The following is a 13510-nucleotide window of genomic DNA, read 5'->3' on the forward strand; positions in this document are numbered from 1 at the left end:
CATTTCGAAGCCCAATTGACTCGCATCTCAGACCGTCAACGTGGGCCGCTGTCCGGCAGGTCGGCGACAACGAGCGGTCTTTTCCCGCAGGCCGCGCCAACGACCAGAATCGCAGCCACCGAGCGAAGTGCTGCCTGTCTGTGTGATGCTCGAGAAATGGTTCGCGACGCTTGCCGGAATGCTGGCCTCAATGCGCCTGCCCGCCATCACAGCCCTCCCGAGAAGAGCGAACCGGTGCGCACGCGCGAGACGCCATGTCGCCGAACAAGGTGCGGCGCTTGGGGGTCGAATGAATACGGCCGGAAGGCGTTGTTGACCACCACGTCGATGCTGCCCGCTTCGTCCAGGGCGCGTTCCACCACGGCCTGCACGGCCGCGTCCGAATCGACGTCCGCCTTTATTGCCCAGGCGTCGCCCCGGCCGCCCTGCAATTGGCGACCACATCGGCCGCTGCGGGTGCCAGCGATCCGATCGCAGCCTTCGCAAATCCAGCGGCCCGCGAACCAGTGCCCCCAGTGCTGCCAGTGCTGCCTTTTGTCGCCGCAGCCGCTCGATGACCCGAGCGAGATACACGACTGTAGATGCCGCCGCTCCACTTTCGTGGTCGGCCTATGTCGTTCGGGCGACTGGCCGCCGCCGTCCCATTTGTTGTACCTTGACTACTTGTCGCCTTCAACATCCTTTCAAGGAACCAATGGCCACACCCGCCGCCGAGATCGATCCTTCGCGCATCGCGGCACTGGTACGTCAGGCACCGCTCGAATATGCGCGCGTGGTCTATGGCGTCAACGATCGTGCCAACGGGCGCGCCGGCACCATGGCCGCGAAAGCAGTCGCGCGAACGGTCCGCCAAGGCTACGCCAAGGCTTGCCGGTCACGCGCGCACGCGCGGAACAACGGGCCCGGTCCTATCTGCCGCTGGCAGGCCAGGAGCATTGTCCGAGATGCTGGGTCTTCAATGGGATCAAGACCCCCCTCCGGTACCGCGAAGCGACTGACCTGCGTCCCGAGACCTGTTCGTGCAAGGTGTGCGGCTCCGAGTACGCGACTTCCTTGGACTGAGCCGCGCTTTCCGGTCCGGCAAGACGGAAAAATCGGGCAGACACTAATCGAGGGCGATCGTGCCCAACGTGTTTGAGCAATACAAAGCCCATGTCTTCGAGTGCAGCTGAACATTTGAGCCCTTCTGAAGGGTTCTTCGATGCACTGCCGTTGCTGGAGCACGAGCGCGACGCCTTCGACGTGACCCGCTTTCGTCCAGCGCCGGACGACTGGGCACTCGCGGTCACCGACATCGTGGACTCGACCGGCGCTGTCGCGAGAGGACGTCACAAGACGGTCAATTTCGTGGCCGCCATGGGGATAGCCGGTCTTCGCAACCTTTGCGCGCCGACGCGAATCCCGTTTTTGTTCGGTGGGGACGGAGCGGTCGTGATGGTGCCGCCATCGAAGGTCGCTGCGGCACGCGCCGAACTCGCGCGCGTCCGGGGGCAGTCGCGGCGCGACTTTGATCTCGTGTTGCGCGCGGGTCTGGTCACCGTCGAAACACTTCGCCGCTTCGATTGCGACCTTCTGGTCGGCAGGTTCGAGCCGACCCCGGGAAACAGCTTTGGCGTCTTCCTCGGGGGTGGGGTCCGGGTTCTCGAAGATGCAGTGCGGGGTCGCGGAAATGCCGAGCTGGGTCGCCTCGCCGCCATCCCAGAATCATTGGACGACGGCGAGCCAGTCAACCTCGAAGGCTTGTCGTGCCGCTGGGATACGCTGCATTCGAGCCAGGAAACGATGTTGACAATGATTGTTCGCGGCAACACCGACCTGCGCGAGATCTACTGCGAAGTCCTGAGACTCGCCGGCCCAGAGGCCGAGATCCGCCCCGTGAGCTTGAACACACTGCGCGCGCGCTGGCCGCCAACGGGCTTCATGTTGGAAGCACGGGCGCGCAGACGTGGCGGTTCGCTGCTTGCATGGACGGCGCGGGTGCTTGCGGAAACCCTGTTGGCCCGCGTTGTCCTCGCGTGCGGAAAGCCCATCGGGGGCTTCGATCCCCAGCGCTATCGCAGCGAGATCGTCACCAACACCGACTTCTGCATGCACGACGAGACGCTCTGCTTCGTGATTGATTGCCCGCTTGCCGCGGCAGATGCGATCAAGATGTACCTGGCCGATACTGCGCCAAAGCGAGGGCTGCGCTACGGAATCCATCTCTCGGAGACAGCACTCATGACGTGCCTTGTCACCGCCCCGGCGGACAGCCTCCACGTGCACTTCGTCGACGGAGGAGGCGGCGGCTATACCAGCGCATCCAAGAGCCTCAAGGCGTGATCGACGCCTGAGATAAGTTGAAGCCAGTGCGGTAGTGCGGCAAGTTGGAGCGTGCTTGCAAAGAAACCAGGATGACTCGGGCCCTTTGCGTCTGCCTCGCAATGGGGGGCATTTGGCCCACCTGCCGTCGAGACGCCTTACGCAAATACCTCGAATGGCGTCTTGCCATGGCGCCGCCGCCGCGAGAACAATCCTTGCGGGCTCCCTCCGCTCCCAATGTGCTGTTCGCCGCAGATCGCAGGCCGGAACGCCAGGGAGCCCAGCCTCTTCTAAAAATGGGGTTCCTCGATGGCCAGCGAAAGGCGTTTCACTCGAAACGGCATTTAGCAGATCGAATGGCTCTCTGCTTCGGCGACGGTGTCCTTCGCGGCGCGCCCAGTTCGTTGAGTTCGCGTGCGATATTCCGCACCACGCGCGCAACGTCGGGTACGAAAGTATTACGTATGGTTGAGAATCCAAGCTGTAAAAGACGTCGAAGGGACGAACATTGGTTGGTGGACCGACGGACCCGGCCGGAATACCCGGCCCTCTTCTTATGAGCCGATTTCAGGCCCTATCCGGTTAGGGTCGGACGCAACGCAACACCTTATGTCCATAGATAACTTCGAGTATCCCCAGCTACTTGCCAGATGCCGGGAGGCCCGTGACGGAAGGATTGGCGCGCTCTCTACCGGTGAGCAGCTCGCGGCGGCCCTGGTGTTGAACCGGCCCGAATGGCTCACCCAGATGGGCTACACCATCGCCGAGGCGGTGGACCGCATCGGGCTGATCTGGTGCTCCATGCTATTGCAGGTGCAACGCGATCTGGGCGACTAATTCGGTTGGTCCTGGTTCGCCATTGAGCAGGCTTTCCAGAGCCACCACCGTGTGGTCAAAGTGTGCCGCGCTGCCGTGCAGGCGTTTAGTGCAATCTCGCGGTCAATCCGAAGAGCGCGGAAGCGCAAGAGCGTAAGTGCAGGGTGGCGCGGCAGTGGGACTGTCGATGTGCCTGCGCGCGCGGCGATCACCGGGAAGGCGGTGCGGGAACTGCCCTTCAAGCTGGCTCGAGGAATCCGTTCGCGACCTGCAATGGCCTTTGGGGCCTGACGCGCGCGTCGACAGCCGCCTGGGCAAGTTCACAACGCCGCGCGCCTGCGTGGATGCGGCGATCGTTCAGAACTCATGCCCTCAGTTCAGCAGCGCCCTCAAAAAACGAAAGGCCCCCCAATGGGGGCCTTTCGGAGATGCCCCTTTCGGGACAGCTCAAGAATCATTTGATGAAGGTGAGCACTGCTTGATGCAAGTAGTGCAGAGCCAACATCGCGTAAGCCACTGCAAGCAGGACCTCGGACATTGCTTTCTCCTTGGAGAAACCCGGAATTGATGACTGCGCATTCCGTTGACGCATGCTCTCCTGGTGTGCGCGCATAAGCGCGAATCCCACCAGGACAGCATGCGGAACGCGTCAATCCCAACGTGGGGCTGCAAAGTCGGTGGTGACCCTTGCAATCGACTTCTTCAGTCTATGGCCATGTATTGCTCGACGCAAGATATGGCATGCTTTTTTTGTCGGGCATCGCTATCGACTCCTTCGGCAAAAACCACCCCGGTTTGTGGCGTGCCTTCAGCAGCCCGCCGATGGCTTCGACATCTTGGGTGTGTTCGCGAGCTACCGCCCCGCCGTTGGGCCCGGAGGCGACGGAGCGATCCAGACCTCCAGTGTGCGGCGGGATGGGGTGAACTGGGCGCCCAGCGGCTTCACGACAAACGCCCCACCGGTCACCCTGTTGATTTCTCTTGCGCAACCCTCCGAGTCGCTGCCGTGGAATCGAATTTCGTTCTGCCGAACCGGTGCTGGAGTGATGCGGCCGCGGCGTCTCGCGGTTTCGACCACGTCTTCGATGGACAACGGCTTGGCACCGAGTTGAGCCTCCCACCGCCGTTGAAGGCAGGCAACCTGTGGCTGTTGCGCGGTGCCGTAGGTCTGCACGAAGACCTGCATCCCCTTGCATGCGCCGTTCGAGACCGCAACTGGAGACGCCTTCGCTTCCGCATCGTCAGTACACGACGGTAATGCCCGCCCGGATTGCGATGAGGCCGCCCCAGCGGCGGCAGTCGGGCCCTGTCCCTGGGAGCCGGTCGCCGGCGACCGAGAGGTCTCCGTCCCGGCCGAACTCTTCGGTGGCACCGGTCGACCTTGCTGCCCTTCAGAGCCCGCCTGAGGGGCAGTCTCGGTCTTGGGTGCTTCCGGCGGGGGTGCCGGCGGAACCTTGATCATGCTAGCGGTCATGAACGTGCCACCGAGTTCGAGTTGGAGCCAATCAAGGACGTCGAGCCAACTCACGCTCCGGCCCTGGCATCCGCTCGGGGGCGCAGAGGTTTCTGCAGGCGGTCCGTAGGTCTCCGCGCTTCGCTTTGCGAGGAGAGGTCCGAAGTCTTCCTCGTAGTCGCTTTCCGCCGCGAGCAACGGTGCTCTCAGTGGCTCGCATGGGTGCCAGTAGTCGATGGTCCGGGTCGCCGAGTAGTCGTAGCCCCAGTAGAGAGGTGGCGGGATCGACTCCAGGCTGCGCTCCTTCCAGGACAGACACTTGGGCAGCGGACCCTTGAGATTGGGGTTCGACGCCTCCACCAGCATGTAGCAGGCCGAGCCCGCCGACGTCGCCGTGGCCTTGCTCTTGCCCTTGCGAATCAAGTCCTTGCACTGGCTGATGGCGTCGTTGGTGATCTGGGTTGCGACAGGCGAATCGATGTACCACTTGGCCTCGTTAGTCGGACACAAGGTGTCGGCCGAGCGAACGATGGCCGCGGCGAGATTCGTGAGCGCCAGCGCCGCATCCTGCGGTTTCTGCTCGGCGATCGCTGGTGGAGGCACCTTGGCCCACAGGTCCGTCAGCTCCTTGAGGGCGGCGCGCTCGGCCTCGGTCTTCTTGGCGTAGGACGTTCGGACTCCGTCGATGGCTTGCCAGGTTGAAATCGCCACCGTTGCCACGGCGCCGAGCCCGAGCGTGGTTCCAACTGCCGACTGCCCAATCCGGGAAGGCAATCGGCTAATGGCAGCGCCCGCTTCTGCAAGCACCGAGGGCTGCGCCCTGGCTGCCTTCTTCGCCTCCTCGAAGGGAGAGCATTCGTCCGTCTCGAAGAGCTCGTCCGGATTGGCCAGAAGTCGCTCGATGAATGCTCGATTCAGCTTGCCGCCAAGGTACTGGCCCAGCAGGAAGTAACTCTCCCATTGCGCCTCGGAGAAGAACTGGTCAGCCGTGGGCTGCTGAGGGAACTCCGGATACTGGTCCTTGAAGTTCAATAGGTCCACAGGCAGGCCTTCGCAAATGTTGGGCTTGATGAGGATGAGAATGCCGGTGCCCGGTCGGTCACCACCGTAAACCACCCTGGCCAGCGCCAGGCAGGCGGTGCCGTCCTTCGAGGCCAAATCGTTAATGCTCCCAAAGAAGCCCACTTCATCGGGCGGCTCCTCGAGCGGCCGAGCAGGGAACCTGTTCTTTGTACGAAGGGCGCTCTTGTCCGGCTGACGAGGCGCCGGCGGAGTCTTGGGCCTGAGAAACTGAATGTCCGCGTGCAGGTCGACCCGCGCAATCCGAACCAGATTCTCAAGGTCCCCAAACTTGTACTTGGGATCCGCGCCGCAGTCGGCCACCACGATGACATCGGCACGCTGCGCCAGAAGCGCGTAGGCCGCTGTGTTCTCGAAATGCCCCCCGTCCGAGAGAAACCAATCCGGTCCCGCCGTTCCCTTGAAGGTGCCGAACACCTCGGCAATAAGGCCCTTGGACTTGGAGAGCGGGTTCGTCCTCGCTCGCCCGTGGGTATCATCCCGCTCCTCCTTGCTCCACCAGTAGCCAAGGCGCACGCCGGCGAAGGTCATGAGCGCGGCAAGACCGCCGCGGGTCTGGAAGCCCATGCCAGGTGCGACGGCCGCCCCTGAAATCGCCATCCAGCGCCCTACGCTCATGCCCGACGTCTTGGAAAGCTGGGTCCAGTCTTCCAGGCTCGCTCGCATCAGTCCCCCGGAGGCAACCGTCAACGACAGCCCTCTGCGGTCCTGGTTGAATATCCGACCTCGTGGGTCCTGTGTCTGGTTGACGCACACGTTGATGAGGTGCACGGGCCCGCCGGAGTCCTGAGGCCTGTACGTGGTCAGCGAGATGTCGTCTTCCGGCATCACATCATCGATGGAAGGGCCCTCTTGGCCGACCGGCATCTGGGTCGTGACCTCGGAGATTGCGCCCAGCGCACCACGCGCACCGAACCGACTGGCGTTTGCTGCGCCCATGTAGCTGCGCACCAGACGTGCTCGGTAGAAGGAATGCAGCGAAGACAGGTTCAGGAACGTCAGGTTCCGACCTGTGAAGACCACGTATCCGACGACTGGAGTCGCGAGCAGACCGAGAACGAGCCAACCCCCGGCGTAGTCCAGTTCCTTGCCGACGAAGAGCGCGCCCAAGACTGCCTGATAGACCAATGTGACCCACCAGGAGACGAGGAGGAAAACCAGCAGGTAGCCGCCCGCACGGCCCAGCGTCAGAACAGCGGAGGATCCCTTGCCATCAGTCGAAGCGAAAGTCGTGACCACAGGCATGAGGCCGCGCAGAACCGCGGCGGCAAGAGCCAGCATAAGGCCGACGTTGACCACCGAGATTTCATTGAAAGCGAGAAACCAGGCCACGCGGTCGACCATGCCTGCAAGCACGACCGCGACCATCCAGCGAAGCCTGTTGGCAAAGCGCTTCGTCAGAACATTTCGGGCTGTATCCGCCTGCAATGCAGCGCTGGCGGAGTCTCGGGCCTTGAGAAGCTGCCGCTGCGCGGTGTACGCCCCCGTCACCCACAGCGCAATGAGTATTGCGCACGTCCACCACAAAACGTTCCGGACGACATTGCCCACGCCGGTGTTCGTCGTTCCGTACTCGTAGAAGAGAACGCTCAAAACCAGGTCGGCCAGCAGGACGCCCCCAAAAACAAGCCATGGCGTCTTCACCTTGGAATTTGCCGCTGGCTTCACAGCCCCTGCGGGCGGGCCGTGCGACGCAGACGGCCCAGCGCTGACGCCCTTCGCGTGCGCCTGGGCCCACGGGACCGCCCAGTAGGCCGCTCCCAGCCGAGCTGCGGACAGGATCAGAAATGGAAGCGCGACCGAAATGGTCGGCAACCAGTTGGGAATCCAGCGAAGCAGCTCGAAGAAGTCCCGGTTCGGGAACAGGTAGCCCAGCTGCTCGAGGGCCCACCACACCCCCAGGTCCACGGCGCAGAGCACGAGACCAATCAGGATGGCGATGAGGCCCAGCTCGAAGTGGATGCCGGCTAGGTTGCGCAGATACAGCGCGACTGCAAAGGTCGTGTCCTTGACGCCGCGCGGAATCAGGTAGCGGCCGTTGGCTCGCAGCCACCAGAGAAACCAGCTCGTGGATTTCTCGCCGCCAGGCTTGCCGCCACCGTCCAGCGAAGGGAACTGCCCGTTGATAGCCTCCTGAACCTTTCGCGCTTCGTCACCGTTGGCGGCCCGGTGAAACAAGCTTCCCACGGTGGTGCCAATGTAGCCTCCGCCCGATACGGTCGAAAGAAGGTCGAAGCGCAGCAGCAGTTGACGATTTGCCAACGCCCTCAGAACCCCGAAGCAGAAGGTCGCGCTTCGAATGCCCCCGCCGGAAAGGGCAAGGCCCCACAACGGGTCCTTGTCCGACAGCGGCTCGCTGCCGCCCAGGTTCTTGCGGCGCTTTGCGACTTCCTTTTCGATAGGGTCCGGTGGAATGCCGGCCGGCTTGTCGCTGGCGGAGTCGATCGTAGAGGGGTCGCTCTTCCCTGCTTGAGCAGGCTGCACTCCGACAACGGCTTCAACTGAGTCGCTCACGTCTGGTCTCTCCTGTGCGCCGAGGAGTGTTGATATGCTTGCCCCGTGCCCAGCGCTGGTCCAGTATGAGCGGTGAGTTCGGCGATTGGCAATCGTCCGGTTGGGGTGCCGGAGCGTTTGTTCCTCGATTGACGTAGGCAAGAACGCCGCAAGGAAAGCACCACAGAAGCGGCGCTTGTAGAACAGGGTATCGGTCCTTGTGTGCCAGCCAACGGACTGTTCACAGCTTGACGGGTGCCTGGATGACCGAGCACCAGCGCCGAGCGTTGGTGCGGGTCTTCCGCGATGACAGCGATGCCATGGGGGTGTGAAGTAGTTCACGCACCGCCGACCCGTCGGGTCAGCGCATGTCAAAAGACATACCAAAGCATTAGTCCGACTCACAGAATCGGGACATGGAGAGAGACAACGAAGGCTTTCCCGGCGAGGCGATCAGCAACCCCCATGGAGAGGCCATTAACAAGCTGCGGCTCAACGCGGAGCAATGGCAAATGCTGCAGGCCCTGGCCGCGTGCGCCGGAAACACGAGTGCCAATGCACGGGTCACAGCAGTGGGTCGCCTGACCTCTCACGGACTTGTGGCGATGGACGACAGAGGTTGCGCCTACTTGACCATCGTCGGTTTGCAGCGGCTAGACCAAGGACGATAGCGTCTTCTCGCATCGGGTCCTGCCTTCCCTCCTGCAAGACAGCAGTTGAGCGTCAGCCTGCGAGCCAAGGGGGTGTGTCTGCGGTGCACCGTCAATGCACTTGCGGACAGACCGGCCCCTGGCACCTAAAACATCGGCGGTACTCGGAGCCAGCATCGGCATCCTGAGTCGCACCGCTCCAGAAGGAACTCAAGATTCCGAATCGTGACGACTTCGTGATTCGGTCTCCGTCTACATCTCCCGATGTATTTTTGTCGCCACGACCTTTGGGCTATCTTCGGATTCATGAAGACTGACCCCGACCTTCAACCCTTTGACGACTCGCAGCGCGCAGCGATCAATCGTGCGGTCGAGCGGGAGATGCGCATTTTCAGGCAGGCTGAAGAGGGCAATACCCCATCTCTGACGGAACGCAAATGGTTCCCATGGGTCGCTTTGCCCGTCGGTATTGCACTAGGCGTGTTGGCAGCGTGGACGTTTGGCGCGTAGCGGTCCCCTTTTGCCCAGCATATGGTTTAGGGCGGGGCGCGATCGCCTAGGAGTCGATTTCCGCAGCGCGGGATCCGCTGACGTATCAGCCTATGCCTCTTTCGTGGCGTCCACCATCGCGGCCGCGGCTGCGCCAAAGGTGACCGTGCGACCGCGAACCCGGTAGAGGGCTCGAGGCGTGACGCCGGCCGGTTGCGGCTCCACGAAGACGTCCAGGCGATAGCCGGTGAGAACTTGGGAACGGCCCGTCCTGATGGCCTCCGCGCGCGCGGCTCGGAGAAGTGCTTTGACGGTTGCTTCGTTCATGGCGCAGTCAATGATCAGACACCAATGGTGCTGGCGCCATTCTGCATCCAGCCGAGCACTTGGATTTCCGAGCAACTGTGTCGTTCTTGGTTCGCACAATGCCGATCCCGCCGGGCGCACGGCCAGCGGCAGTAAGGAAGCCGCGCCAAAAGAAAAGGCCGCAGCGCGGCCCTCTCCCATTGGTCCCTTGGACCAAAACAGGTCGGCCCAGCTGTCAAGCCGCCGACGTAGCTGACTCGGGAGTTCCCGGTGCGGTGCCTGCCACGGAAGGCGCCGCAGCTTTCGCGGTCGTGCGCGAGCGGCGGGACTTAGCGGGAGCCTTCGGTTTGGCGGTCTTGGTCGAGACCTTCTTGGGGGCCTTGGAAGCAGCCTTTGTGGCCTTGGGGGCGGCTACCGCCTTCTTTGCTGGCGCCGCCTTCTTCGAGGGTGCGCTCTTCTTGGCCGCGGCCTTCTTTGCGGGACTCTTCTTCACGGCCGGCACTTCAGCGTTGACTTCGGGCGCTGCCACCGGAGCGGCAGCAACCTTCTTGGCGCGAACCGACTTCTTCGCCGGTGCTGCAACTGTACGGGCCTTGCGCACGGTCTTTTTCGCCGCTACAGCGGCCGGCGCCACGTCCGTTGCGACCGGGGGTTCGGCGACCACGCCCGACTGGTCGATGAGGAACTTGTCACGGTTGCGAACCGTGGCAAGCCAAGCGGGAGGTTTGCCGAAACCCGTCCAGGTCTTGCCGGTCTTGGGATCGCGGTACTTCGCAATGCCCGCGCCCTTGCGCGCCGCCTTTGCGCTTACCAGGGCCTTCACTGCCTTGGCGGCACGGCCAAAGAGCTGCTCGACCGTCAGGCCGTAAGTGGCAATGGCTTCACGGATTTGTGAAACCACCTTGGTCGTCTCAGTTGCACGAAGCGCGGCAGCTTGTTGTTCGAGCTTCGCGATGGCCTCTTGCAGTTGCGCGTAGGACTTTGCCATTGAATCTTGATCCTTTGAAGTTGAAGGAGTTCGCCGCTCTGCATCTTGAGCCTCGCGACAAATGGCGTCTGAGCATGTGATGAATCGAGGGAAAGACTCTTTCCTTTAATGCACGCCGGCGCGGAGTTTACACACAGAAGAAGGAAATGCTTCTTTCGCATCTGAAAGGCGTTCACTTTTCGCGTGAGTTGGCGCCCCAAATCTGGCCCCTCCAAATGTGAATAAACAGCGATCGCAGGAATGGAGAGAGCCGATTTGCAGGACGACAAGGAGCAAGCACCCTACTCGGATTGAGCGACATTGCCCATCTCCAAGATGTTCGCAGCGCTCAAGGAAATGGCTGTGGCATCGAAGGCAATCGCGTCAGGCAATGCAAGGAATCCGAGAATGAGTTCGGGGACCCATTCACGGCGATCATTTCGAGCCGCGCGGGCTCCGCGACGACAAGGCCGCCAGCCTGGCGAGGAATCTTTTGGCAAAGGATGGCCTGACGATCGGCTTGTCCCGGTATATCGCGCGCTGTTCTTCGAGTGCAGACTGCAAAGCCGCCCGATTCGCCTGGCTGTAGGGCCAGACACCTGACACAACATGCACGCCCAGTGTCACTGGCGTGACCGTGATGTTCACTGCCCCGATGCGCGCCATTGCCGAAGTGCGCGAGCCGGCCTGCTCGGCGGGACGTCCGAGCGCGTCGATCGGGCGCGCGAACGCGAAGCTGATGGCCTGAATCTGCGGGAAGTGCTTAGTGATGTAGGCACAGAACTCGAAAAGAAGGAGGCGGCCCACGTGCCGGCGCTCTTTCAGGAGGACCTGCGTCGGGATGAACGCCTCGATGTGAATCTCGGTGCCGTTCTTCAGGACTTCAACCGGGTCCAGTGTCCCGAGGAGCGTCTTCCCTTCGAATACCAGCATCGGGCTACCGAGCTTGAATGGCGACCCGTGCGGCCCTGTAAACCTGATCTGCGTGGGTACCATCGACGTGCAACCGCGTTGAAGATCGCCAAGCCACTAGGCAAAAGCCGCGGGGGGCCTAACCTGCCTTGGCTCCAACCTGAAAAGGCTCACCGACTGCACCAGATGGCGGGCCTGCGCCTGAAGTGATTGTGCCGCCGCTGACGCCCGCTCGACCAGCGCGGCTGTCTGCTGGGTGACTTCATCCATTTGCGTCACTGCCTGATTGATCTGGTCGATGCCTGCGGTTTGCTGCTGGCTCGCCGCGCTGATCTCTCCCATGATGTCGGTCCGCGGCGCACGCTTTTCACGATTTCCTCAATGGTTCGGCCGCGACGCCGGCGGCGAATGCCAGTGGGAGCTTGGTGCTGAGTTTCATGGGGGCAGTTTCCAGGATGGGGCAGTTGATGGCGGAGAGAACGCCAGCCCTCGTCGCCACGCGCCGGCCATGGTCGCTTTCCCCTCACTGCGGTTTATCGGCGGTGCACGCGAAGACTTGAGGGTCTAGTGGCTTGGGCTTCGTTCAAGCGCCAGGTGCCGGGGCATTGGTTTCCAGCGGATACCGCCAGGCCACACTTGAGGCGGTACGTCCTTCACGGGAACTTTTCTCTCGTGATCCTCAGTCTGAGGTTGCGTGACCCTCCTGTCCGCGTAGCGTAGGGGCTTCCGTCGTGGACGTTCGCCCGTCGCGGGCCGGCTATAGGTGGCGTTTGTTCCAGTCGCTAGACCAGATCGTGCGCAGCAAGTCGAGACCCGGACGGGCGTGGTGTTTGTCACAGGCAGAAAGTTGCGCTTCGTGGTTGGCAGTGGTACTGAGGAGAGCGGCGGCTCGTTGCGTTGCGCGCCACGCGGCTATCCCTTCTCGGGTTCGAGCGCCCGCCAGCCCTTGTCGGTCAACGAGACGAGCATCTCGTCCTCATCCTCGGATTCAAGTGCGTGCACCAGTCCGGCCGCCCTCAGTGCAAGCACCTTGTTCACGCAATCGTTCTCGCGAACGACGATCGGCTGTCCTGCCTTGCCCATTTGGGCAAGCAATTTCAGGGGCATTCTCTTGTCTCCATTCTTCAAGCAATCAACCTGGGACGACACTTGCGTTCGGCGCCGACCATCGGCGATGACGAGCACTCGTCGCCATCATTTCGTTCCCTGGCAAAAAGGCGCGATTCTCGATGTGCAGCACTGACAGAAAAACGGCGGCTCGTCACATATGTGGGCGTGTTCGTTTGCGGACGTGCCCACCGGATGATTGCGATAAAAATGGGACCCATGAGAACGAATGACATAGGCTGCTTGGAGGACGAGCGCGATGCAGCCGTGCGAGGCTGGTCGGCACTGGCCGATGGTCGGACTTCAACCCGCCGTTTCATGGACAGCCCGGTCCCGGACGAATGGATCGCGCAGATGCTGCAGGAAGCGCGGCGCGCGCCCAGCGGGGCGAATCTGCAACCGGGCGAGTTCATACGCATCGACGGCGCGGCGCGCCAGAAACTGTCGGACCGCCTGGTGGAGATGTACCGGAGTGGCGCTCCCCAGAACGAGGACTACAGCTACTTCCCCATTCCCATGCCGATGACGCTGCGGCGGCGTCAGGTGGCCGCCGCTCAAGCGCTCTATGGCGCGCTTGGCGCAGCGCGCGACGACCAGGAAGCACGGCGCAAGCAGTTCGAACGCAACTTCCGTTTCTTCGACGCGCCGGTCGCGCTGGTGATCACCATCGATGCGCGCATGGGCAGCGGTTGCTACATGGATCTGGGCATGTGCCTGTACGGCTTCATGCTGGCGGCGGCCGCGCGGGGCCTGGGCAGCTGCGCCATCGGGGCACTCGCCTCCTACCCTGGCGTGGTGCGCGAGGTGCTGGGGCTCGACGCCGGCCAGTCCATCGTGTGTGGTCTCTCGATCGGCTATGCCGACCCATCGGCCCCCGAGAACATGGTGCGCACTGTGCGACGCGACGTGTCGGACTACCTGCGCGTGATCCGATAG

11 protein-coding genes and 2 pseudogenes are annotated in these 13510 nt (G+C 62.5%); 5 read left to right on the top strand and 8 right to left on the bottom strand.

Translation table 11 applies throughout. From position 1 onward, the window contains the following. Positions 1-206: 206 nt before the first annotated feature. Positions 207-359: a hypothetical protein gene (locus tag WKW77_RS29310; protein WP_340360512.1), complete on the bottom strand. Its 153-nt coding sequence runs from the start codon at positions 357-359 to the stop codon at positions 207-209. Between the two features lie 6 nt (positions 360-365). Next, positions 366-596, bottom strand: a pseudogene (locus WKW77_RS29315) (hypothetical protein); the annotation flags it as partial. A 556-nt stretch (positions 597-1152) separates the two neighbouring features. On the opposite strand from WKW77_RS29315, the gene WKW77_RS29320 reads away from it, so the two are divergent. Together WKW77_RS29320 and WKW77_RS29325 are read left to right on the top strand one after the other, a co-directional pair. Continuing rightward, on the top strand, positions 1153-2322 hold the full coding sequence (locus tag WKW77_RS29320) for a DUF3095 domain-containing protein (RefSeq protein ID WP_340360418.1): 1170 nt from the start codon (positions 1153-1155) through the stop codon (positions 2320-2322). A gap of 588 nt (positions 2323-2910) precedes the next feature. Beyond that, positions 2911-3138 (top strand): hypothetical protein, encoded by a 228-nt coding sequence (locus WKW77_RS29325; RefSeq protein WP_340360419.1) that lies wholly within the window; start codon positions 2911-2913, stop codon positions 3136-3138. An 832-nt stretch (positions 3139-3970) separates the two neighbouring features. Here the strand turns inward: WKW77_RS29325 and WKW77_RS29330 are convergent. Continuing rightward, the gene (locus WKW77_RS29330) at positions 3971-8164 is read right to left on the bottom strand and encodes a patatin-like phospholipase family protein (protein ID WP_340360420.1); all 4194 of its coding nucleotides are present in this window, start codon (positions 8162-8164) and stop codon (positions 3971-3973) included. Positions 8165-8559: 395 nt separating this feature from the next. Here WKW77_RS29330 and WKW77_RS29335 point away from each other — a divergent pair, with 395 nt between their 5' ends. Beyond that, positions 8560-8814, top strand: a complete 255-nt coding sequence (locus WKW77_RS29335; protein ID WP_340360421.1) for a hypothetical protein — start codon at positions 8560-8562, stop codon at positions 8812-8814. Positions 8815-9099: 285 nt separating this feature from the next. After that, on the top strand, positions 9100-9303 hold the full coding sequence (locus tag WKW77_RS29340) for a hypothetical protein (protein WP_340360422.1): 204 nt from the start codon (positions 9100-9102) through the stop codon (positions 9301-9303). Between the two features lie 90 nt (positions 9304-9393). Here WKW77_RS29340 and WKW77_RS29345 read toward each other — a convergent pair whose 3' ends face one another. The 5 genes and pseudogenes from WKW77_RS29345 to WKW77_RS29365 all read right to left on the bottom strand — a co-directional run bounded on the left by WKW77_RS29345 (position 9394) and on the right by WKW77_RS29365 (position 12574). Next, on the bottom strand, positions 9394-9609 hold the full coding sequence (locus tag WKW77_RS29345) for a hypothetical protein (protein WP_340360423.1): 216 nt from the start codon (positions 9607-9609) through the stop codon (positions 9394-9396). Between the two features lie 214 nt (positions 9610-9823). Then, positions 9824-10576 (bottom strand): H-NS histone family protein, encoded by a 753-nt coding sequence (locus WKW77_RS29350; protein ID WP_340360424.1) that lies wholly within the window; start codon positions 10574-10576, stop codon positions 9824-9826. Positions 10577-10990: 414 nt separating this feature from the next. Continuing rightward, a complete protein-coding gene (locus WKW77_RS29355) occupies positions 10991-11488 on the bottom strand; it encodes a hypothetical protein (RefSeq protein WP_340360425.1) in 498 nt (165 codons plus the stop codon). Between the two features lie 96 nt (positions 11489-11584). Next, a pseudogene (locus WKW77_RS29360) lies at positions 11585-11859 on the bottom strand (methyl-accepting chemotaxis protein); the annotation flags it as partial. Positions 11860-12379: 520 nt separating this feature from the next. Continuing rightward, positions 12380-12574: a hypothetical protein gene (locus tag WKW77_RS29365; protein WP_340360426.1), complete on the bottom strand. Its 195-nt coding sequence runs from the start codon at positions 12572-12574 to the stop codon at positions 12380-12382. Positions 12575-12793: 219 nt separating this feature from the next. Here WKW77_RS29365 and WKW77_RS29370 point away from each other — a divergent pair, with 219 nt between their 5' ends. Then, complete coding sequence (locus WKW77_RS29370; RefSeq protein ID WP_340360427.1) at positions 12794-13510, top strand: nitroreductase; 717 nt, start codon at positions 12794-12796, stop codon at positions 13508-13510.

This window comes from Variovorax ureilyticus, from assembly GCF_037889935.1.
GTDB classification, from domain to species: Bacteria; Pseudomonadota; Gammaproteobacteria; order Burkholderiales; family Burkholderiaceae_C; genus Variovorax; species Variovorax ureilyticus.